This is a genomic window from Micromonospora sp. NPDC003197, from assembly GCF_053590565.1.
Map to the genome: position 1 here is coordinate 59,260 of NZ_JBSFTE010000011.1, position 19,823 is coordinate 79,082.

A 19,823-nucleotide genomic window follows, 5' to 3' on the forward strand; every position below is an offset into this window, starting at 1 on the left:
TATCACTCAGCGCATTCTTGTCGGCCATTGCAGCCCGGCCAGACCGTGGCCATCAATGCACGGGCCAACGAGGGCTGGCACAGCGCAGCGGTGCTGTCCACGTACTGGTCGATGGCACCGACCGGCGACAACCCGGCAATGTCCGGGTCTTCGATTCGGGCCAGCAGTGCGGCGGCGAACCGGCCAGCGTCGATGACCCGGTACGGCCGATCAAAGAATGGACGTACGGTGGCCTCGACCGACTCGGCCAGGCCGAGATTGTTCTGCCACTCGCCTACCGCCTCGTAGGCAGTGCACAGCGCCGCCTGCCGCCGCGCGTCGGTGTCGGCCCTCATCGCCGCGTCGAGGGCGGCAGCGATGCCCGCCGTGTCCGGCAGCGCCGCGAAGGCCATGCCCAACCACTTGCTGTACGGCGGAAACCGTCGAGCCAGCAGCAGGCACAGCCGCATCAGCTCCCGCACCAGCCGCGCCGTAATCACCCGGCTGCCCAACTCGTCGCCCACCTCGGCGGTACGACCGACGAACGCCTCCTCCTCGCCGATCCGCAGCCACTGGCACGCCAACAGGTAGCGCCACACATCCTCCGGATACCACCGAAGGCGTTCCCGCAGCCCGCTCAGCTCGCCAATCCCGTCGTGGAAGACCGCGCCGCCGGTGACCTCGGCCAGCCGCTGCCCCGGCATCGCCAGCCAGTCCAGGGTGGTGACGCCCCGCCGAGGATCGAAGCCCAGGTGCTCATCGCACCAGGTGCCGACATCGGTGATCAGCACCCGATGCGCCACCGGCCCATCCGTGGGTGCCATCGATCGCACCCGTCCCTGTGGCGGCTCGAAGTGCGTCGACCAGCCACGAAACTGCTTCGGCAGCCGCGCCGACAATAATTCTGAGATCCGCTCGCCGTAGCGAACGACATCATCGGCGGCCAGGAACAGCTCCAACCGTGGCCCCCAGTCGTGGTCGACCGAGCGTTCCGTGTCGAAGCCGAGTACGTCCGACCCCGTTCCCAAGCGCCCGGCCGCGTACCGCAGATCCGGGTACGCCTCTTCCAGCAGCGGACGGACCGCCTCGACATAGAACAGCTCACATAGCCGCAACCCCGGCATGAACGACGCCTGCACTCCGCCACCGTACGAGTCACGAAATCGACACCACCCGGCAGGGATGGACGATATGCACGACACGTATAACGATCTTCAACTCAACGTGTTGAATGGATAGGCTCGAACGCAGACCACAACGGACGGAGCCGCCCACCATGGCGAGGACGCCGCCACGACAAAGCACCTGCCCACGCTGCGGAGCCCGGCTGGCCCGCGACAACGACAGCGGACGTTGTACTCCCTGCCAGACCGCCGAACGGGACCGGCTCACCAAGCCACCCGCACTACCGGCCACCTTCTGGGAGCACGAACCCGTCCGCCAAGCCCTACACGAACGCCACCTCGGCAAAGTCGTCCGCGCCTACCGCTACCACCCCTACCACGGCCGACTCGCCCTACCCCAAGAACTCGTCGCCCGCTGGCTCGGCATCACCCAAGCCCAACTCAGCCGAGCCGAAAACAGCCCACCCATGATCCACCTCGACCGCCTCATCCACTGGGCACAACTGCTTAACATCCCCGCCCACCTACTCTGGTTCAAACTCCCCGACGATCACTCCGACAACGCGGCGTACCAGCACGACCAGCAGCACAGTGCACATCACGGACAGCCAATGGTGGTAGGCCCTTCAACCGTTGCTGCACAGTTGATGAACTCGACGCTTTCTTCTGACAGGAGCAAGGCGATTGCTGAGCTGGCAGGGGCAGAAGTTACGCAGGGCAGAGGCATCAGAAACGCCCTCCTCGCCCTACCAGACCCAATCGATGTTGGCCGACCATTTCCTAAAAACAAAAGTGGTGTTGACTCCGCCATGGCGGCTGGCCTATTGGACACTGCTGCTCACTATCGCCGCTCATATCATTCGGTGCCCGCGTCCTACTTACTCCCTGCCGCGCTTGCTCACATGAAATTGGTATTTTCGCTACAGCCGGCACTGCAGCCAGAACCTGAACGAGTGTCGCTGTTGACTGCGGCTGGTGAAATGGCCGCGCTAGCCGGCGTCCTACTAGGACTTGACGCGGCTAGCCGCGCAGAGGCACTGTCCTACCTGAATCTAGCCTGGTCACTGTCACGAGAAATCCACGACGTCGAGTTGCAGACCGTTGTTCTCGGCTGCCGGTCCTTCGCATTGTCCTATGGCGGCGGAGATCACAGGGCCGGACTTGAGTGTGCGGACTTCGCGCAGAAGGTCGGCGCAGACGCGGCGACCGCCGAGACACGTGCATGGGTGGCCGCGATAGCCTCGGAGCGATGCGCGTCCCTCGACGACCTTGCAGGATGTCAGGCACGACTGGAAGACTCCCAAGCAGCACTGGCGGGGCTTACCCCCGAGGGCACACGGTGGCGGGGAATCGGCGGATTCAACTACGACAAGCTGCGCGCCTACGAGGGTGGTGACATGATGCGGCTGCGGCGCTATCGGGAGGCTGAAACAATCTTAGAAGATGCCTTAGCAGGCTTCGACTCCAATATGCACCGCCATCAAGCCACGGCCATGATCGATCTGGCGGAAGCCCGCCTGGGGCTCGGCGACATCGACGCCGCCTGCAAAGAAGCGCATGACGCGCTCAAGCTGGTCACCCAGGTCCAGCACACCGGCAACCTCGACCGGATCGATGCCATCGCCAGTCGAGGTGCGGCCGCCGGATCACGACCGGCCCGCCTCCTACAAACCGAAGTGATGCTCACCCGCGCCGATCACGGCCTACCCGTCAGAAACGTGACCTGATGTCTAATACACCGACTGCTCTGATTCTCGACTTTGGCGGCGTGCTCACCAGCGACCTGTGGGATTCGATACGATCATGCGCTCGACAAGAGGGCTTGGCCGACAATGCTCTCTTGGATCTAATGCGCCACGACAACGAAGTGCACCAACTCTACATCGGCATGGAGCGCGGCGAGGTAAGCCAGGATGATTTTGAGAAGGGCTTGGCAAACGCCGCCGGAATCAGCCCCGACGGCCTACTTGCGCGAATGTGCGCCAACCTCAGCCCTGATGACCTGATGCTCGATGCCGTGGCCGATCTGCGATCATGTGGCACGCGCATCGGAGTATTGTCGAATTCGTGGGGCACAGGCCACTTCAACCCATATGACGGTTACGACCTAGACCAGCGCACAGATGCCTTGATCTTCTCGGATCAAGTAAAGCTTCGCAAGCCTGAGCCCGAGATATTCCTTCTTATGCTCGACATACTCGGCGTCTCGGGACCTGAAAGCGTCTTCGTTGACGATATTGCCGCCAACCTTGCACCCGCCCGGGAACTAGGCATGTCAGCAATTCACCACCTGGATACCCACGAAACCGTTGCCGAACTCCGACGCCAGTTCACGACGTGGGCTAGGAGTTCAACCTAGCTATGTGGAGGAGACCGAGTGACTTTCCAGGTTGCCGTCTGTGGCCCTCGGTTTTGCACCGAGGAGGACAAGGCCCAGGCCTACCAGGTAGGTGAACTACTTGCCCAGCAAGGAGTCGCGACGATCTGCGGCGGGGGCACAGGGGTCATGGCGGCTGTCGCCGCTGGCGTACGCGCACATGGCGGGGTGGTCGTTGGCGTACGCCCGAACGACACCCGGGACGGGGCCAGCGAAGACCTCTCCGTAACGATCGTGACCAACATGGGCGAGGCCCGAAACGCCATCATCGTCTGGAGCGCGGACTCGGTCATCGCCATCGGCGGCTCGTGGGGAACCCTCAGCGAAGTCGCCCTCGCGATGCGACGCGGCACCATCCCGGTCATCGCCCTCGGCGGGTGGCGCGTGGTAACCCCAGACGGCGAACTGGTCCCCGGCGTCCGCTACGTCGACACCCCCGAGGACGCCGTACAACAAGCCACCGAACCGCACGAAGCCACCGCAGTTGGCTGAACATGAGCACTAGTTGGCTACGGCCGGTCGGATCGGCCACCGCATGACGACAACTGGCCGATTCACCAGGCAGGCAATGACCTATGCCATGCATCAGGTTGCTCGGCAACTCGGCTTGCCTGCCCACGATGCTCGACTACTACGACTGACCAACAACGCCATCTTCGCACTGCCCAGCGCTGGGCTCGTCATCCGCATCACCCGGAGCCATCAGCTTCACGACCGGGTGCACAAAGTCGTACGACTCGCACAGTGGTTCGCCCGGATCGACGCTCCGACAATCCGGCTCGCGCCGGGCATCGCGCAACCAGTTCAGGTCGGCAACCTGCTGGCCTCCGTCTGGCGATATGTCCCGTCCGCACCGCAGGAAGCAACAGTGGAGAATCTTGGCGGTGTGCTCCGCGAGTTTCATGCCCTCGGCGCGCCGCCATTTCTGCTCGCCGCTTGGGACCCTGTCCGCGACGCGCGGCTACGGATCGACGACGCAGAAGAACTCGGCAACAGCCACCGCGCCTTTCTCCTCAACTGGTGCGACCGGCTTCCTCCCCAGGTTGCCGACCTCAACAAACGGTCAGGTGGACAGCTCATCCACGGTGACGCCCACGTTGGCAACCTGCTTCGCCAATCCACCGGCCACGTAGTCCTGTGCGATTTCGACGCCACCTGCATCGGCCCCTGGCAAGCCGATCTTGTGGCTGTTGCCGTCGGCGAAGCCCGCTTCGGCCGTACCGCCGCCCACAGCGTCCTCGCCGCAACGTACGGCTACGACGTCACCACCGACCCCGACTGGCCGCTACTGCGCGAGGCCCGAGAGCTGAAAATGATCGCTGCTGCGGTCCCACTACTCGCCAGCTCGGCCGGCGTCGCCGCCGAGTTCGCCACTCGTCTTCGATCCATCGTCGAAGACGACCAGCACGCGCGATGGACGCCGTACGCCCAACTCAGCCGCTGACCTTGACAACCGTTTGTCCAACATCCCACCTGTTACAACGAGCTGTGCGCGCAATGCGCTAAGTCAGATGCAGTGGATCCTGCAGCTCATCAGCGCAACCTTGGTCAGACTGCCGTCAATGCAAACTATCTGCAATTGCCACGCCACATCAGACTGCGACCACTATCGACCGAACGGGCAGTCGAGGCACCCGCATGACGAAGACTCCACGGAACTTAGGCAGGCCAACTGACCGTATGGTTAGCAGTTTCTAAGACCTGGACGCCCCCAAATCACGTGACCAGGGAAAACCAACTCCAGGGACCACTCGCAGGAGATGCAACTACCCAAACGTGCACTAATCTCGCCACTTCTGCTGTGGCCACGAACAGCGTCGATCATCAACACTTGCCACATCGTTCATGACCCCACCTCCACCTTCCACCCAAGAACCCCTCCGACCTCTTTTTCGCCTCCTCCAGATTTACCGGACGACACCAACTAGAAATGAGCCCCCTCACGATGATAAATAGATATCCGGGAAAGTGCGCTCAATGCCGTGGACCCGTTGCTGCGGGCGCCGGGCAAGCCATCAATGAGTCAGGCCGCTGGCAGACCTATCACAATGACTGCGCCCCTGTTCGGACGGCACCCAAGGCCGGCGGGCATCACGGATGGCATCGCGAGCCATTGGTAGCATTCGACATCGAGACCACTCTGCCCGAACCAATGGACGCACGCATTATTTCGGCAGCACTTGTGTACGCCAACGGACACAAAGAAACTTGGCTCATCAACCCCGGCGTACGCATCCCACCTGAGGCGACCGAACTGAATGGCATTACGGATGAAGTCGTACGACTCAAAGGACAAGATCCCACCGAGGCCCTTGCTGCCATCAGCCTCGCTATCACGAAGGAAATCGCGAAAGGAACTCCCCTCGTCGCTTTCTTCGCGCCATTTGACGTAACCACAATCCATCACGAACTCGCTCGACACGGAATGCCAGGCATTGACTGGGAGCAGGCCACTATCATCGACCCCTTCGTACTACACAAGGAGGTTGAGCCCAACTGGTACGCCCCGAGCAAACTCGGCGACTTATGCGAGTATTACCAAGTACCCCTAGAAAGAGCACACGAGGCAGCCAGCGATGCACAAGCAACACTCGAATTAGCACAATCTATCGGCGCACGGCACCCGCACATTGCGAGAATGCAAGCACCGACCCTACATGCCGCACAGGTCGAGTGGTTCGCAAAACACTCCGCAGAACTCCAGCGCTACTACGATCGCCAAGGAATCGATAAATTCGTTAGCACGGAGTGGCCACTAGAAACAGTTCCTAGAAGATAACCGATCAAGCTTCGACCAAACGCCAGACGCCGGGGCGTACGTCAGCAAAGCAGGATAGGACTCTCCATCGAGACCTATCCTGCTCCTGGCAACGACGGCCTTTGTCAGCAAGACCTGTCATCAGCCTAAATTAATGTACGTCCCGCTTCGAGGACGGCCGCCGCTGTATCCCGGGCAGTAATGATCGCCGCCCGCTGGCGCTGGTGCAGTCGCGGCGGCTGGTGGCCTGGGTCGCTCTTGTCGATCTTCGCCCGGAAGATCCGCTCAGCGTCGGGATGTAACCACCCTCCGGTCACCAGCTCACGGACCGTCCCGCTCGAGGCGAAGTTCGGATTCAACGAGAGATACGGCGCAGTCCACTGGCATCCGGCCTCGGTCAGCCTTCGACATGGTCGCGAGCTCGGTTGTCCCGTGCTGTGACAAAGCTCGAACGACGACGCAGCTACCCGGTTTCCTTTGCTCTGCTTCCCGATAGGAAACAGCCGTTACGGAACGTACACCTCACGCAAAGGAAGCTGGTCTACAGCGACAAAGCATTATGTTGCCGATAGGGAAGCGGAGCAAAGGGCAACAACCCATCCGCTCTGCCCACTCAACACAGTGACGGTACGCAGTCGCAGCTGGCCTGAGCACCGGCAAGGCCCGAGCGCCAACCTCGGTAGCCCCGCTGGAACTGCGTCGACCCGGGCCAACTGCGACCCGGGGGCCAGCTGCACCCCCCGTGCCAACTGCGACCCGGGTCTACTGTGACCGGGGCCTACTTCGACTGGGCGGCGAGTTCCTGGGCCCGGTTGCGGGCGGCTTCGAGGGCGGCGAGCAGCGCGGCGCGTACCCCGTGGTTTTCCAGCTCGCGGACGGCGGCGCTGGTGGTGCCGGCCGGGGAGGTCACCGCCTCGCGCAGCTTGACCGGATGCTCGCCGGAGTCGCGCAGCATGGTGGCGGAGCCGATCGCGGTCTGCACGATCAACTCGTGGGCGGTCGCGCGGGGCAGGCCGAGCAGTACGCCCCCGTCGATCATCGCTTCGACCAGCAGATAGAAGTACGCCGGACCGGAACCGGAGAGCGCAGTCACCGCGTCCTGCTGTGCCTCCGGCACCTGGATAGTGCTCCCCAGCGGAGCAAACATCGCCTTGGCCAGGGCAAGGTGCGCCTCGGTGGCGTGCGGGCCGGGTGAAATGGCGGTCATCGCCTGGTCGACCATGGCCGGGGTGTTGGTCATCACCCGGATCACCGGGGTGCTGTCGGCGAGTCGCCGGCCGAAGAAGCTCGACGGCAGCCCGGCACAGAGCGAGATCACCAACTGGTCGGCGGAGACCTTGGGGCCGATCTCGTCGAGCAACGCGGCGGCGTCCTCCGGCTTGACGCCGATGGCGAGCACGTCCGCCTCGGTCACCGCGGTCAGGTTGTCCACCACCCGTACGCCGTAGCGGGTGGCCAGGTCGGCGGCGCGTTCCGGGCGGCGGGCGGTGACCAGCAGCCGCTCGACCGGCCAGCCGGAGCGCAGCAGCCCGGCGAGCACCAGCTCACCCATCTTGCCCGCGCCGAGCACGGCTACCGTCGACACCCCCGACTCACCGAGCGTCATCTACCGTTCCCCTCTCCGCTGTCCCGACCGGGCGATGGCTGCCGCAGGTGGGCGGCCCGTCGCATCGTACGACGAGGCCGCCCACTGATCGATCTTCCGTTGTCGAGCTCAGCTGCCGAAGAAGACCTCGGCCTCGGCGTACCGCTCCAGCGGCACGGTCTTCAGCTCGCGGGTCGCCTCGGCCAGCGGCACCCGCACGATGTCGGTGCCCTGCATGGCCATCATCTTGCCCCAGTCGCCCTCGTTGACGGAGTCAATCGCGTGCAGGCCAAGCCGGGTGGCCAGCACCCGGTCGAACGCGGTGGGCGTGCCGCCACGCTGGATGTGCCCGAGTACGACCGTCCGGGCCTCCTTGCCGGTCTTGGCCTCGATCTGCTCGGCGAGCCACTGGCCGATACCACCGAGCCGGACGTGACCGAAGGCGTCGAGTTCCTGGTTGTGCAGCTGCATCTGACCCTCGAGCGGGTGGGCACCCTCGGCCACCACCACGATCGGGGCGTACTGCTTCTGGAACCGCTTCTCGACGTAGGTGGCGACCTGGTCGACGTCGAACTGCCGCTCGGGCAGCAGAATCACGTTGGCCCCGCCGGCGAGGCCGGCGTGCAGCGCGATCCAGCCGGCGTGCCGGCCCATCACCTCGACCACGAGGGTGCGGTGGTGGCTTTCCGCCGTGGTGTGCAGGCGGTCGATCGCCTCCATGGCGATGTTGACGGCGGTGTCGAAGCCGAACGTGTAGTCGGTCGCACCGAGGTCGTTGTCGATCGTCTTCGGCACGCCGACCACCTGGACGCCCAGTTCGTGCAGCTTGGTGGCCACGCCCAGGGTGTCCTCGCCGCCGATCGCGATCAACGCGTCGACGCCCTGGGCAGCGAGGTTGTCCTTGATCCGTTCAACCCCGTTTTCAATCTTGAACGGGTTGGTCCGGGAGGAACCGAGGATGGTGCCACCCCGGGGCAGGATGCCGCGTACGTCCGCGATGCCGAGCGGCCGGGTCAGCCCCTCCAGCGGGCCCCGCCACCCGTCCCGGAAGCCCACGAACTCGTGTCCGTAGACGTCCACGCCCTTACGCACGACCGCCCGGATTACCGCGTTCAGACCCGGGCAGTCACCACCGCCGGTGAGCACGCCGATACGCATGATCTGCTCATCCTCCAGGAGCTATTGGGCAGACCCAGTTAGAGCCCCAGGGTCCAAGTCATGTCAGACCGTCGGCGTCGTTGCCGGCCCGGGGCGGGCCGCCATTGCGCACTGTAGTCGCCCGCCGGGGGCCAGGCCAGCACACCCCCGGCCCCCGGTACGCGAAAGAACCGCCTTGATCAGGCGCGGACAGCGGGACACGCCGACCGGCGCGAAGTCGCGCGTCAGCCGCGTGTCGCACCAGCAGTGGTGAGCAGCGTGGCGTGTCGATCGTGTGTCAGTGACGGGTCAGCGGTAGGTCGGTCCTGGGGCAGCAGTAGGTCGGTCCCGGGTCAGCCGCCCATGGCTCGCCAACGGGCCAGGTTGTGCCGCGCGTCGACCAGGGCGTCGTGTCGTTCTGCCGCCGCGTCGGGCAGCGGCGGCCGCCCCTGGTCGTCCCAGACCTGGCGCAGCTCCTTGGTGAACCGGGGGATCTCCCGGGGCAATTCCGTCATCGAGCCCCAGAGCTGGGCCAATGCCACGTGGTCGTACGCGGCGTACCAGGCCCACAGCTCTAGCTGTTCCGCCGGTCGGTCCCGTACCGGTTCCATCAGGAAGTCGTAGAGATCGTCCCGGATACGCTGCCGAGACCGCCACGCTCGGTCAGCTGGCGAGGGCAGCTTGTCCAGGACGTTACGGCGCACCCAGGGCACTGCCCGGGAGTCGTCGAACTCGGTGGAGACGGCGTAGAACTCGCGGCCGTACTCGTCGACGACGCCGATCGACACGAGGTCGATGATCCGGCCGTCCTCGATGAACTCACAGTCGTAGAAATAGCGGTAAACCATCGGCGTCATCCTCGCCGATCCGGCTTGATCGCCGATCACCGGGGCCATCCCGGGACGAAACAGGGGCGAAACGAAAGCGCGGTGGCCGCCCTAACCGGCGGATCACCGCGCTTTCGATTATCGAGCTTTTTCGCTTGCCGATCTTTCTATTGGTCGATATTTCGATGGCCTATCGTCGCGCGAATCACACCGGCGGTCGGTTTGCGATGCCGTCGCGACCTCCCCCTCATCGGCCGATCGGCCAACAGCCCGCGCCCGGCCGGGGCAGGCGTCCACTCCCACCCCGGCCGGGCCACGGCACCCCTCGGCCCCGATCCGCTACCGCCCCCGTGCGGCCCCCACCCAGCAGCGGATCCGGACTCCAGAATGACCGTTGCCAGGACTCAGGACTGTCACAGAAGTGATTGGAGGGGTGTACAGCACGCGACAGGACAGCCATGATCTGATGTGTACCGCTACCGAGCAGGTAACCGGTGTCAGTTCACCTTGCACCCGGGCGACACAGGTCCGGCGAGGAGCAAGATGTGGTCCTAAACCGGGGAGGGGTTGGGCCGTGGAGGTTCGCCTGTCGGAGCCAGGTGACGCGCTCACTGGTGTCGAGATGTTCGCCGGCCTCGAGCCGGAGGTACGCCAACGGGTAATCGCGGCGGCGGTGCCCCGGACGTACCGCAAGGGCCAACTGCTGTTCGTGGAGAACGACCCGGGCGAATCGCTCATCGTGCTCCGCCGGGGCGCGGTGGCCGTGTTCCGTACCGCACCCACCGGCGAGCGGGCTGTGCTGAACGTGATCCGGCCGCCCGACGTACTCGGCGAGGTGTCCCTCCTGGACGCCTCCACCCGGTCGGCCTCGGCCGAGGCGATCGAGGACTGCACCGCGTTGGCCCTGTCTCGGGGTGCCTTCATGGAGCTGGTGCACTCCAACCCGCGCATCCTCGACGCGGTGATGCGGTCGCTCGGCGGCCTGATCCGCCGGCTCACCGAACAGAACGCCGACCACGTCTTCCTCGACCTGCCGGGTCGGGTGGCCAAGACCCTGGTCCGACTGGCCGGGGAAAGCCAGGCTCCGATGATCACCATCGAGCTCAACCAGAGCCAACTCGCCGAGATGGCCGGCGGTTCGCGGCAGAGCGTCAACCAGGCCATCGGATCGTTCGCCAGCCGGGGCTGGCTGCGTACCGAAGGGCGACGGATCGTCGTGACCGACGTGGGGGCGTTGCGTCGACGGGCCGGCATGGCCGACCGCTGACAAATCATCAGGCGCTACGTCGGCATCGTCGATACCGCTGCCCGATCGTCAGGCGCTACGTCGACATGGCCGACCACTGACCGATCGTTGACAGACCGTCGAAAGAGAAAGAAGACGTCCCGGATCCCGCTGTCGCGGTGTCCGGGACGTCCTAGTTTTGGCTCGTCAGTCCACAAATCACGGCTGGGTGCTGGTCGGCCCCGCCCAGTCCGTGCCCTCGTTGCCACCGGTCGGGCCGGCCCAGTCGGTCTTCTCGCCACCGACGATCCCCTCCGCCTGCAGCTTGGCCAGGGTGGCCGCGTCCACGTCGACCATTTCGCCGGCGGAGTGGCTGACTCCGTCGCCGTCGGTCCACTCACCGTCAAGCCGGACGTACACCATGGCTATCTCCCCACGTGTGATCACTCATTTTGGCCGCTCGACTGTAGCCCGATTCACCACTCGTTGGACTGTCCACTAACCAACAGCCGGGTTCCCGACAGTGGCGGTGAACGCCCATACTCACTTTCGTAACCGGCGAGTCCGTCAGAATCATCGAGTCGGACCGACCAGATATGACAGTCCCGATCAGTCGGAGGAAACGACATTCCCACTTCGTGTGCCCAGTGCGGCCGGACCGCCGCTGCCGGTGACCGTTTCTGCGGTGGCTGCGGGACCGAGCTGACTCCCGCCTGTGCACACTGCGATCGTCCGCTCATTGCTGACGCGGCGTTCTGCACCTCCTGCGGCAAGCCCAGAATGGGTGGTCCACCCCGGTCAGCGGCGAGCGCCCAGGAGGACCGACGTCGGGTGAGTGTGCTCTTCGTCGATTTGATCGACTTCACTCCGTACGTCGAACGCGCCGACCCGGAACTGGTCCGGGGCATGCAGACCGGGTTCTTCTCCGCGGCTCGTCGGGTGGTCGGACAGTACGGCGGGGTGGTGGAGAAGTACATCGGGGACGCTGTCATGGCGCTCTTCGGTGCGCCGGTGGCGACCGAGAACGACGCGCTGCGTTGCGTACGTGCCGGGTTGGAGCTGCAACGGGTGCTGACCCGGTACGCCCCGACCGGCACCGACGAGTTGCGGTTCCGGGTGGGGGTGGCTACCGGGGAGGCTCTGGTCGACGTGGCCGCCGCTCGGGACGGGGGCCAGGCCATCGTCGCCGGTGACGTGGTCAACACCGCCTCCCGCCTACAGTCGATGGCCCCGCCCGGCGGGGTGTTGACGTGTGGTGTCACCTACACGCTGACCAAGGATGCGATCCGCTACGAGGAACAGCCGCCGGTGACCCTGCGCGGTCGGTCGTCGCCGACCGAGGTGTGGCTGGCCCGGGCTCCGGTGACTCGACAGCCACCGGATCAGGAGCCGGACTCCACCCCGTTGATCGACCGCGAGCATGAGCTGGGTCTGCTGGTCAACGCCCTGCACCGGTGCACCCGGGACCAGGTGCCGCAGGTGGTGGCGGTCTTCGGGCAGGCCGGCATCGGCAAGAGCCGGCTGGTCCGGGAGTTGTTCCGGCACGCGGAACGACTCATCGACCAGCCGCTGACCTGGCGTACCGGGCGCTGCCCGCCGTTCGGGGAGAACGTCACGTTCGCCGCGCTGGCCGACATCGTCAAGGCCGAGGCCGGCATTCTCGACACCGACCTGGCCACCGCCGCCGCTGCCCGGCTTCGCTCCGCCGTACACGAGTTGGTGGGCCCGGGCGAGGCGGACCGGCTCGTCGACGCGCTCTGCCCGCTGGTCGGCCTGCCCGGCCCCACCCTGCCGGCCGAGGAGACCGAGTCGGCCTGGCGGCGGTTCCTCATCGCGCTGGCCACCCGCCGGCCGACCGTACTGGTCTTCGAGGACCTGCACTGGGCCGACGAGGCGATGCTGCGCTTCGTCGAACTGCTCGGCGCGTCCGCCCGCGACGTGCCGTTGCTGCTGCTCTGCACCGCCCGGCCCGAACTGGTCAACCGCGATCCCAGCTGGGCCGGCACCATCACCGGTTCGCTGACCATCACCCTGCCGCCGCTGCGCAACAGCGGCATCGCCTCGCTCTACGCGCACATGTTCGGCCAGGCAGCGTTCACCGCCGAGATGCTCCACCCACTGGTCGAGGTCGCCGACGGCAACCCGCTCTACGCCCACGAGTACGTGCGGATGCTCATCGAACAGGGGACGCTGCGCCGGTCAGTCCAGGGCTGGTCGATGGAGAAACACCACGGCCTGCCGATGCCGGACAGCGTGCACGGCGTCATCGCCAACCGGGTCGACCTGCTCGACGCCCAGGACCGGGCGGTGCTACTCGCCGCCTCGGTGGTCGGGATGCAGTTCTGGCCCGGTGCGGTGGCTGCGGCCCTCGGGCAACCCGTGGAGTCCGTCGAACGGGCGCTGCGCCGGCTGGAACAACGCGACTTCGTACACGAGCAGCCCGGCTCGACCATGGCCGGGCAGCCGGAGTTCCGGTTCCGGCACATCCTCGTCCGTGACGTCTGTTACCAGCGGCTGCCCCGGACCGAACGGGTAGCCCGGCACGAGCGAACCGCCGACTGGCTGGACACCCTGTCTCGTAGTCGGGCCACCGACCTGGCCGAGGTGCTGGCCCATCACCGCTGGGCGGCGCACGAGATCGCTCGTACCCTCGGCATGCAAACCGACCGGTACGCCTCAGCCGCCCGCGAAGCGCTGCACCGCGCGGCGCAGCGGGCGTACGCCCTGCATGTCCTCGACGCCGCGGCCAGCCACGCCGGACGGGCGCTCGCCCTGGCCGGCGACGCCGACCCGCTCAGCCGGCTACAACTGGAACTGCTCAGTACCGAGATCGCCTTCTACCGCAACGGCAGCGCCTTCCTCTCCGGTGGCGGCACAGAACAGCTCACCACCCTGGCCAACCAGCTGTTCGCGTACGGCGACCCGGCCTGCGCGGCCCGTGCCTGGACGCTGCTGGGTCAGGCGGCCTGGCTGCAGACCGACCGGACCACCGCGCTGATCCGGCTGGACCGGGCCGTAGAGCTGTTCGACCCGCTGCCGGACACCGCGCAGAAGGCCCAGGCCTACAACGAGTTGGGTCGACTGCACATGCTCAACTACGAGCGTGACCCGGCCATCGCCGCAGCCGAGGCGGCGGCCGACATCGCCGAACGATTGGGGCTGGTGGAGACCCAGACCGATGCGCGGATCACCATGGCGGTGGCCCGCTACCAGGCCGGTGACCGGGCCGGGCTGGACGAGTTGCACGCGGCCGCCCAGTTCTGCCAGAAACACCAACTGCTCGCCCTGAAGCGGGCGATACAAAACCTCGCGTACGCGATCCGCGAGGAGGGCGACTGGATCCGTTCCAACAATCTGCTCACCTCGGCGTCGACCGCCAACGGCGCCACCCTGACCACCGGCTACTCGGCCGAGGCGATGCACGCCTACTTCGACGGCCAGTTCGACCGGCTGCTACAGGCGGCGGACGCCTTCGTCGACACCCCCGCCGGCGCGTGGGACGTGCAGGTCCGTGGGCTACGGGCCTGTCTACGGGTGCTGCGGGGCCAGCCGGTGCCCCCCGCGCCAACCGCCGTCAGAGCAGGTGCCGGAGCCAGTACGGGAGCCGGCGTGTCGATGGTCGAGCAGCTGGCCGGTCCGCCACCGGACGATGTCACGGACGCGCTCGACACCGCCCGCCGCAGCGGCTTCCATCGGCCGCACTGGACCATGCTGGGCCTGGCCGCGCTGTGCCGGAGTCTGGAAGGGCGTCGGACGGAAGCCGACACGCTCCTCACCGAACTGGCCGAATCATGGATGAAGGTGCCAGCGTTGGCCAGCGGTGAATGGGTGACCGCCGCCGCGTTCGCTGCCGCCCTGGCTGGCCGAGACGCCGCTGTACGGGTACGCGGCATGCTCGACCGGGTAGGCCACCGGACGCCGTGGGCGGACGCCGCCCTCCAGACAGTGACCGCTGCGGTGGCCGCCGCCGACGGGGACCATGCCCGGGCGGCCCAGCTCTACACCGCGGCATCGGAGATCTACACGCAGATCCCGGCCATCACCGACCGGATGCTGGCGCTGGCGCTGGCCGTTGGGGAGCTGGACCGGGCCGGGGACCGAGTCTCCGGGCAGAACACGCTGGTCGAGGTACGGGCGTTCGCGCAGCGAAACGGCGCACTGGGCCTGCTGCGGCTCAGCCGGCCGCCCGCCATCTGACACTGTCCGACCTCTGGGCCGCCATCTGACACTGTCCGACCTCTGGGCCGACACCTGACGCTGTCCGCTCTCTGGCCCGTTAGTCACTGGCCCTCGACCCGGTACGGCTCAGGCCGCGATCGGCTCAGCCGGCTCGGTACTGCTCTCCGTGGCCTGCTGGGTCTTCACCTTCTGGGCGTACATGTCGACGTACTCGCGGCCGGAGAGTTCCATCAGCTCGTACATGATCTCGTCGGTGATGGCGCGTTCGACGAAGCGGTCGCCGGACATCCCGGCATAGCGGGAGAAGTCCAACGGTTTCCCGAACCTGATCTTCACCCGCCGGATCTTCGGGATCAGCTTTCCGGGCGGCTGGATCTCGTCGGCGTTGAGCATCACCACCGGGATGACCGGGGCGCCGCTGTCCAGAGCCAGCCGGGCCACGCCGGTCTTGCCCCGGTAGAGCCGGCCGTCCGGCGAGCGGGTGCCCTCCGGGTAGATCCCGGCGATGTTGCCCTGGCGCAGCACCTGCAACTGGGTATCCAGTGCGGCGCGGGCGGCGCGACCACCGGAGCGGTCGACCGGAATGGTGCCGGTACCAACGAAGAACATCTTCGTCAGCCAGCCCTTGATCCCCTTACCAGTGAAGTATTCGGCCTTTGCCACAAAAGTTACTTTGCGCTTGACCATCAGGGGCATGAAGATCGAATCGGAGAACGACAGGTGGTTGCTGGCAAGGATCGCCGGCCCCGAGTCAGGGACGTTCTCCCTCCCCTCGACCTGCGGCCGGAAGATCAGCCTGAGCCAGGGGCCGAGGATGATGTACTTCATCAGCCAGTACAGCACCAGTGTCCTTCCCGATAGATGCCCGCGCCCCACGCTGGCAGGCTGCTCCACGACCGGCTGCGCACAACGCGGTCGGTCGAAACAGAGGCGGGCGGGCGGAACCGTCGCCCCTGAGCCTACGAAGCGAGCACGGCACACCACAACGCACTCCCGGAACCAGTGGCCGCCGTGTCACGATTCAAGGCACGACGTGTGTGGGGTTCGTTGGTCGACTCGCCCGAGTCAGGCTGTGCGTCGTACGGGATGGTCGGGGCGCTCGGTTCGCCCGGGGAGGGAGGGTGTCCGGTGTCAGCGGGTGGCGCCCGTCGTGGGCGACGGGACAACGGGCTCGATGCGACTGAGTATGCCGTCGCTGGTGACGTGGATCCCCGAGTCGGCGAACACCTGCTCGATGTTCTCGCAGCAGGTGGAATCGCCGCCTACCTCCAACCATCCGCCGACCTCAACCCGGTGACCCGGACCACCACGGTCCCACCCCGCCCCACTGATCGGCTCTACGTCGACCGAGCACACCTCGCCACCGCCCGGGACTACCTCACCCAACTCGCCGACGAAGACCTGCCCAAGGGCGGAAACGAGCCAGACATCGAAGCCGAGTGGGCCAAGATCGTTGCTGGCTACCACACGGACGTGACGCCCGGCAGCCGCCCGTGGCCGGCCGCCGAGGACGTACCGGCCAGCACGAAGAAGGACGTACCAGCCGCCAAGGGAGAGGACCGACCGTCCGCCAAGGAAGCGGTCCCGGACAAGGAAGGCACCGTCGACCATGCCGGCGAAGAGACCGCCGATCCGCCAACCGGCGGCACCGCCACCGCCGTACGCCCCGGGCCGGCCGCCACCGGCCTACGGCCGCTGACCTCGGCCACCGACATCTCCGGTATCTCCATCGGCGGCCGGGCCGACGAGCCGTCCCTACTCGATGGTCTGGACACCTTCGGCCGGGACCTGCCGGACGACCCGGAGGAGGGCTACACGCCCCCGCCCCCGCCCCCACTGCCACAGGTGTCGAAGTTCGCGGTGGCCGCCGTCCTCGGCATCATCGTCGGCTTCGCGCTCCTGCTCTTCCCGACGCTGCTGCCCATCCAGCGCAGCCTGACCACCACCATCGGTTTCGTCGGGATCCTCACCGGTTTCGTGACGCTGATCTGGCGACTCCGCCCAGGCGATGAGGAAGAGGACGATCCGGACGATGGGGCCGTGGTCTAACCTAACCGCCCGAATAGCGAGACCTTGGACGCCCCAACACACGTGTGTAACACTCGTGTAACTTCTCGTCAGTAGGAATACCGCTGTAAGTCACCTCCCCCTCACGGTCACCGCTCCTCATGGCGGTGCGCCCTCGCCCGGAACACAGGTGCCCGGATGCGACAGAGTTCCCTTGTGGTGGTTTCCAACCGCCTACCGGTCGACGACAGCGTGGCCCCCGACGGCGTCTGCGAATGGCGGCGCAGCCCCGGCGGCCTGGTCACCGCCCTCCATCCAGTTCTCCAGCACGCGCCCGCCACCTGGGTCGGTTGGGCCGGCGGCACCGGTCCCGCCCCGACCCTCGCCGACATCGACGGCGTACACATGCACACCGTCCCGTTGAGCCACGAAGACGTACGGGACCACTACGAAGGTTTCGCCAACTCCACGCTATGGCCGCTGTTCCACGACGCAGTGGAACAGCCCGTCTACCACCGGCGCTGGTGGGAGGCCTACCAGCGGGTCAACCAACGATTCGCCGACGCCGCAGCCGAGGCCGCCGAGCCCGGAGCGGTGGTCTGGGTCCAGGACTACCACCTGCAACTGGTACCCGCACTACTCCGCGCCCAGCGCCCCGACCTGCGCATCGGCTTCTTCCTGCACGTGCCGTTCCCACCCCCCGAGCTGTTCATGCAGCTGCCGAGACGCGCCGAGTTACTGCTCGGCATGCTCGGCGCCGACCTGGTCGGCTTCCAGCGCGCCCAAGCGGCGCACAACTTCGCGCAGCTCGCCGACAAGGTGCTCAACCTGCCCGCGACCGACGACCAGATCTCGATAGACGGCCGGGAGGTACGCGTCGGCGCGTTCCCGGTCTCCATCGACATGGCGGAAATGGAGGCGCTGGCCCGCCGACCGGACGTCGTGGACCGCGCCCGGCAGCTCCGCCGCGACCTGGGCGAGCCGCAGCAGGTCATCCTCAGCATCGACCGGATGGACTACACCAAGGGCATCGAGCAGCGACTCAAGGCCTACAGCGAGCTGATCGCCGACGGCCATGTCAAGGTCCGCGACACGGTGCTGGTCCAGGTGGCCGTACCGACCCGGGAACGGGTTGGGCAGTACCAGATCCTGCGGGAACGGGTCGAACGTGAGGTTGGCCGGATCAACGGCGAGTTCGGCCGGGTCGGCGAACCCGCCATCCACTACCTCACCCAGCACTTCGACCGGGCCGAACTGGCCGCCCTCTACCTGGTCGCCGACGTCATGGCGGTCACCCCGTTACGGGACGGCATGAACCTGGTTGCCAAGGAGTACGCAGCCGCCCGGGTCGACGACAACGGCATCCTCGTACTCAGCGAGTTCGCCGGCGCGGCAGCGGAGCTGTCCCAGGCGTACCTGGTCAATCCGCACGACCTCGACGGCCTCAAGCTGACCCTGATGCAGGCGTTGCGGGCGGACCCCACGGATGGTGCTGACCGGATGCGGGCGATGCGCGCCCACCTGCGCCAGCACGACATCCGCGCCTGGGCGCGCGACTACCTGACCGCGCTGGATCACACCGGCTCGGTGGCCGCCCGACTCACCGCCGGCTAGCGCTGTTTGTGGTTAGGAAGGGCCCCTTCTTATCGCATTTTGCATAGGAAGGGGCCCTTCCTAACCACGAGGCAGGGTGGGACGTCAGCGCTCCTTGTCGAGCCAGTCCAGGACCGCGTCGATCGGCTCCCGCCACCGCGCGTCGAGCATCAGGTCATGGCCCATGCCGGGAAAGAGCAGCGGCGCGGCACCATAGCGGCGGGCCGCCCGGCCCAGCGCGGTGGCCGACACCACCCGATCGTCGGGACTGCCCAGCACCAACATCGGCGGGTTCCCCACCGCCGACTCCGGCTCACGATGCGTCAGCAACTGCCACTGGGCCCGCTTCCCGGCCCGGCCGAGCCGTCCCACATAGCCGCGAGCCGTCGCATCCGGCAACTCCCGGCTGAACAACTGCCGGCGGCTCATTCGCAGCCGACCGCCGAAAACCGCCGGCACGGTGCCAACCGGGTTGCGCAGCAGCGCCGACCCGGCTGTCCCCCAGCCGCCGAACACCGGCGCGACCAGCACCCCGGCGCGGGCCGGGTACCGCGCCAGGGCGTGCGTCACCACCAGCGCGCCGGCGCCGTGCCCCACCAGCACCGCCTGCCGGGGCAGGCTCGCTGCCACCTGTGCCACATCATGGGTGTACGCCCGCAGCGTCGCCTCCGGCGCAGGGCCGCTGCCGCCGTGCCCGCGCAGGCTCATCGCGTGTGCCGGGAAGCCCCGCGACGCGGTGTGCTCCAACCAGTGCTCAGCGAACGCCCAGGCGCCATGGCCGAACCCCGGTACGAACAGCACCGGCGGCTTGCCCTCGTCGACCTCGGGCGTGGCGGTCAGCACCTCCCGACGTACCGGCCGCACCGGGTGCGCCCAGTCCTGCACCCGCATCACCTGGACCTGCCCACCCTTGGCGCTCATTGCACGCTCACTCCTCGCGCTCACTGGGCTAACCTCCCGTTCGCGACTGCGGGGCTCGCAAGCTCACTCCTCGCGCTCACAGCCGGTCCTCTGTTCGCGACTGCGGGGCTC

Annotated in this window: 16 protein-coding genes; 9 read left to right on the forward strand and 7 right to left on the reverse strand. The window is 66.6% G+C overall.

The window, feature by feature from the left end:
• Positions 1 to 2: 2 nt before the first annotated feature.
• Positions 3 to 1,118, reverse strand: a complete 1,116-nt coding sequence (locus tag ACWDV4_RS14470; protein ID WP_449978357.1) for a DUF4037 domain-containing protein — start codon at positions 1,116 to 1,118, stop codon at positions 3 to 5.
• A 452-nt stretch (positions 1,119 to 1,570) separates the two neighbouring features.
• Between ACWDV4_RS14470 and ACWDV4_RS14475 the strand changes: the two genes are divergently transcribed.
• The 5 genes from ACWDV4_RS14475 to ACWDV4_RS14495 all read left to right on the forward strand — a co-directional run bounded on the left by ACWDV4_RS14475 (position 1,571) and on the right by ACWDV4_RS14495 (position 6,259).
• Positions 1,571 to 2,830, forward strand: a complete 1,260-nt coding sequence (locus ACWDV4_RS14475) for a hypothetical protein (protein WP_449978359.1) — start codon at positions 1,571 to 1,573, stop codon at positions 2,828 to 2,830.
• A complete protein-coding gene (locus ACWDV4_RS14480; RefSeq protein WP_449978362.1) occupies positions 2,830 to 3,462 on the forward strand; it encodes an HAD family hydrolase in 633 nt (210 codons plus the stop codon). The genes ACWDV4_RS14475 and ACWDV4_RS14480 overlap by 1 nt, the downstream gene beginning before the upstream one ends.
• Positions 3,463 to 3,480: 18 nt before the next feature.
• Positions 3,481 to 3,972: a TIGR00725 family protein gene (locus ACWDV4_RS14485; RefSeq protein WP_449978365.1), complete on the forward strand. Its 492-nt coding sequence runs from the start codon at positions 3,481 to 3,483 to the stop codon at positions 3,970 to 3,972.
• Positions 3,973 to 4,015: 43 nt separating this feature from the next.
• Complete coding sequence (locus ACWDV4_RS14490; RefSeq protein ID WP_449978367.1) at positions 4,016 to 4,924, forward strand: aminoglycoside phosphotransferase family protein; 909 nt, start codon at positions 4,016 to 4,018, stop codon at positions 4,922 to 4,924.
• Positions 4,925 to 5,425: 501 nt separating this feature from the next.
• Positions 5,426 to 6,259 (forward strand): exonuclease domain-containing protein, encoded by an 834-nt coding sequence (locus ACWDV4_RS14495; protein ID WP_449978700.1) that lies wholly within the window; start codon positions 5,426 to 5,428, stop codon positions 6,257 to 6,259.
• Between the two features lie 757 nt (positions 6,260 to 7,016).
• On the opposite strand, the gene proC is transcribed toward ACWDV4_RS14495, so the two are convergent.
• The 3 genes from proC to ACWDV4_RS14510 form a co-directional block, all read right to left on the reverse strand.
• Complete coding sequence (gene proC / locus ACWDV4_RS14500) at positions 7,017 to 7,844, reverse strand: pyrroline-5-carboxylate reductase (protein ID WP_449978370.1); 828 nt, start codon at positions 7,842 to 7,844, stop codon at positions 7,017 to 7,019.
• Between the two features lie 108 nt (positions 7,845 to 7,952).
• Positions 7,953 to 8,981 carry a 6-phosphofructokinase gene (locus tag ACWDV4_RS14505; RefSeq protein ID WP_449978373.1) on the reverse strand — a complete coding sequence of 343 codons (1,029 nt, stop codon included), beginning with the start codon at positions 8,979 to 8,981 and terminating at the stop codon, positions 7,953 to 7,955.
• Positions 8,982 to 9,313: 332 nt separating this feature from the next.
• Positions 9,314 to 9,808, reverse strand: a complete 495-nt coding sequence (locus ACWDV4_RS14510) for a polyadenylate-specific 3'-exoribonuclease AS (protein WP_449978375.1) — start codon at positions 9,806 to 9,808, stop codon at positions 9,314 to 9,316.
• 553 nt (positions 9,809 to 10,361) lie between these two features.
• On the opposite strand from ACWDV4_RS14510, the gene ACWDV4_RS14515 reads away from it, so the two are divergent.
• Positions 10,362 to 11,054, forward strand: coding sequence for a Crp/Fnr family transcriptional regulator (locus tag ACWDV4_RS14515; protein ID WP_449978378.1), 693 nt, complete (start codon positions 10,362 to 10,364; stop codon positions 11,052 to 11,054).
• Between the two features lie 177 nt (positions 11,055 to 11,231).
• Here the strand turns inward: ACWDV4_RS14515 and ACWDV4_RS14520 are convergent, their stop codons facing one another.
• Complete coding sequence (locus ACWDV4_RS14520) at positions 11,232 to 11,435, reverse strand: hypothetical protein (protein WP_449978381.1); 204 nt, start codon at positions 11,433 to 11,435, stop codon at positions 11,232 to 11,234.
• Between the two features lie 204 nt (positions 11,436 to 11,639).
• On the opposite strand from ACWDV4_RS14520, the gene ACWDV4_RS14525 reads away from it, so the two are divergent.
• Positions 11,640 to 15,209 (forward strand): AAA family ATPase, encoded by a 3,570-nt coding sequence (locus tag ACWDV4_RS14525; RefSeq protein WP_449978701.1) that lies wholly within the window; start codon positions 11,640 to 11,642, stop codon positions 15,207 to 15,209.
• A 108-nt stretch (positions 15,210 to 15,317) separates the two neighbouring features.
• Here ACWDV4_RS14525 and ACWDV4_RS14530 read toward each other — a convergent pair whose 3' ends face one another.
• A complete protein-coding gene (locus ACWDV4_RS14530; RefSeq protein ID WP_449978384.1) occupies positions 15,318 to 16,034 on the reverse strand; it encodes a lysophospholipid acyltransferase family protein in 717 nt (238 codons plus the stop codon).
• A gap of 285 nt (positions 16,035 to 16,319) precedes the next feature.
• Between ACWDV4_RS14530 and ACWDV4_RS14535 the strand changes: the two genes are divergently transcribed.
• Together ACWDV4_RS14535 and ACWDV4_RS14540 are read left to right on the forward strand one after the other, a co-directional pair.
• Positions 16,320 to 17,240, forward strand: a complete 921-nt coding sequence (locus ACWDV4_RS14535) for a DUF308 domain-containing protein (RefSeq protein WP_449978386.1) — start codon at positions 16,320 to 16,322, stop codon at positions 17,238 to 17,240.
• Positions 17,241 to 17,396: 156 nt separating this feature from the next.
• Positions 17,397 to 18,812 carry an alpha,alpha-trehalose-phosphate synthase (UDP-forming) gene (locus ACWDV4_RS14540; protein WP_449978389.1) on the forward strand — a complete coding sequence of 472 codons (1,416 nt, stop codon included), beginning with the start codon at positions 17,397 to 17,399 and terminating at the stop codon, positions 18,810 to 18,812.
• An 84-nt stretch (positions 18,813 to 18,896) separates the two neighbouring features.
• Here ACWDV4_RS14540 and ACWDV4_RS14545 read toward each other — a convergent pair whose 3' ends face one another.
• Positions 18,897 to 19,712 (reverse strand): alpha/beta hydrolase, encoded by an 816-nt coding sequence (locus ACWDV4_RS14545; RefSeq protein ID WP_449978391.1) that lies wholly within the window; start codon positions 19,710 to 19,712, stop codon positions 18,897 to 18,899.
• Positions 19,713 to 19,823 lie beyond the last annotated feature (111 nt).

Excerpts from the sequence above, each read along its gene's own strand:
- ACWDV4_RS14475 (WP_449978359.1), top strand. The coding sequence starts at position 1,571 with ATGATCCACCTCGACCGCCTCATCCACTGGGCACAACTGCTTAACATC.
- ACWDV4_RS14480 (WP_449978362.1), top strand. The coding sequence starts at position 2,830 with ATGTCTAATACACCGACTGCTCTGATTCTCGACTTTGGCGGCGTGCTC.
- ACWDV4_RS14490 (WP_449978367.1), top strand. The coding sequence starts at position 4,016 with ATGACGACAACTGGCCGATTCACCAGGCAGGCAATGACCTATGCCATG.
- ACWDV4_RS14495 (WP_449978700.1), top strand. The coding sequence starts at position 5,426 with ATGATAAATAGATATCCGGGAAAGTGCGCTCAATGCCGTGGACCCGTT.
- proC (WP_449978370.1), bottom strand. The coding sequence starts at position 7,844 with ATGACGCTCGGTGAGTCGGGGGTGTCGACGGTAGCCGTGCTCGGCGCG.
- ACWDV4_RS14505 (WP_449978373.1), bottom strand. The coding sequence starts at position 8,981 with ATGCGTATCGGCGTGCTCACCGGCGGTGGTGACTGCCCGGGTCTGAAC.
- ACWDV4_RS14510 (WP_449978375.1), bottom strand. The coding sequence starts at position 9,808 with ATGGTTTACCGCTATTTCTACGACTGTGAGTTCATCGAGGACGGCCGG.
- ACWDV4_RS14520 (WP_449978381.1), bottom strand. The coding sequence starts at position 11,435 with ATGGTGTACGTCCGGCTTGACGGTGAGTGGACCGACGGCGACGGAGTC.
- ACWDV4_RS14540 (WP_449978389.1), top strand. The coding sequence starts at position 17,397 with ATGCGACAGAGTTCCCTTGTGGTGGTTTCCAACCGCCTACCGGTCGAC.
- ACWDV4_RS14545 (WP_449978391.1), bottom strand. The coding sequence starts at position 19,712 with ATGAGCGCCAAGGGTGGGCAGGTCCAGGTGATGCGGGTGCAGGACTGG.